The 1,644-nt window shown below is 42.9% G+C and carries 2 protein-coding genes; both read right to left on the bottom strand.

What is annotated here, in order from left to right; genetic code table 11:
- Positions 1-115: 115 nt before the first annotated feature.
- On the bottom strand, positions 116-1,276 hold the full coding sequence (locus QY97_RS19060) for a CapA family protein (protein ID WP_039235664.1): 1,161 nt from the start codon (positions 1,274-1,276) through the stop codon (positions 116-118).
- Between the two features lie 109 nt (positions 1,277-1,385).
- Complete coding sequence (locus QY97_RS21045) at positions 1,386-1,511, bottom strand: hypothetical protein (protein WP_261337344.1); 126 nt, start codon at positions 1,509-1,511, stop codon at positions 1,386-1,388.
- Between the last annotated feature and the right edge of the window lie 133 nt (positions 1,512-1,644).

Below are 1,644 nucleotides of genomic sequence, written 5' to 3'. Positions count from 1 at the left end.
AACAATATTATAAAGTAAAAAGGCAGTTGAAAGTTCATTAGATTGAACTTTCAACTGCCTTTAATAAAAATTAGACTTTTTCAGTGCCCTCTTTAATACAGTGGGTGCTTTTTCGTTATTGTACCGTTTCATACTCCAGCCAATCAGAGCCCTCGATTTGGTTAGAGGCGTCAATGATTTTATTTTTGACTCTTTCCGCCTCCGCCCCTTCAAGTTTATCCGGCTGATAGTTGTTTCGGTGGCTCACCGATGAGATCGAGAACGGAACCACGTTAATTTCCTTCTTGTCTGTCAGCTTGCCGTCGGTTAAATGGAAGGTTTGCTGAAAGACGAATGTGTCCTTATCGCTTGGATTCCGGTTTCCCCCGAACATGAAGTTGCCAAGGCTGTAAACGATGAACTTGCCATTGTATTCCTCAATCCCTTGAACCACATGCGGATGGTGTCCGAGAATGAGATCCGCTCCGCTGTCAATCGTGTACTGAGCCAGCGTGCGCTGGGATTCTTCCGGCACGTAGCTTCGCTCTACTCCCCAGTGGTAGTGAACGAGCACGATCTCTGCTCCTTGCTCTTTCAGCTCCTGTATATCGGCGGACACCTGGGAGCGGATTGCCTCTGTATCGTCCCAGCCCTCATAGCCGAGGGAGCCGATTTTGATGCCCTTCACTTCTGCTATATATTTATTGTCATATCCAAAGTAACCGATATCCGCCTGTTTTAAAGTGTCAATTGTATCGTCATATCCTTCTTGCAGGTAGTCATAAATATGATTGTTGGCGAGATTGACCGCTTCTATGCCACCAAGCTCTAAAATCTGTGCATAAGAAGGGTCACCTTTAAAGCGGAACTTCTTAACAGCTTTCTCTGTTGCATCGGTTAAAGTAGTTTCCAGGTTTACTGTCGTAAAATCATCCTCTTTAAATACACCGTCTAATTCCTCAACAAAGTAAGAAAGACCATTTTTCTCTGCTTCATCCACAAATGAATCTGCATATTGGAATGTTTCATCTGTACCAAGCGTGAAGTCGCCGGCTGCACTGATCGTAATTTGTGTCTCTACCGGCTCAGCGGCTTTCTCAGCCTCCGCCGTTTCTTTTGCTTGAACAGCTTCCTCTTCTAATCCATTCCCTTGTACTTCTTCAGCTGGTTCCAACGTAATGTTATAGATAGAGAGTCCCGCAACGAAGATACAGAGAAAAAGAAGCGTCAGCCGTACAGGTTTCTTTAGCCGGCGTCGCCTTCTTCTTTGGCCGGTGTGTTTTAGTCTAATTTTCATACCTCTCCACTAGCCCCTTTATATCATTATTTTTCCCTACTAGGTGAATATACTACAAAAACTGTTAAAAAACTACTCCTCATTTAATGGTTTTCCAGTTTACATAGTACTATCCAATTTTTCCACTTTGTACGGCGGTTTTCTTTCCTGCCACTAAAATAACTGCCAAATCGTCAAAGAAGCTGCTTTCAAAAGAAAGCAGCTTCTTCACGTTGTTGAAAAACAACTTAGTCAAGAAAACCCTGGTGAATTCTCACCGGGGTTTTCACTTTTTTTGAATTGTTAAATGGAATCTTCTATAATATGAGAAGTGAGGTGGAGACCAATTTTCTGTAAAGAGCGGAGTTTGGCCCACTTTTTCAAGTTTT

Source organism: Bacillus thermotolerans, from assembly GCF_000812025.2.
Classification (GTDB): Bacteria; Bacillota; Bacilli; order Bacillales; family Domibacillaceae; genus Quasibacillus; species Quasibacillus thermotolerans.
Note: the sequence above shows the minus strand (reverse complement) of the source record. Positions and strands in the feature narration are given on the sequence as shown.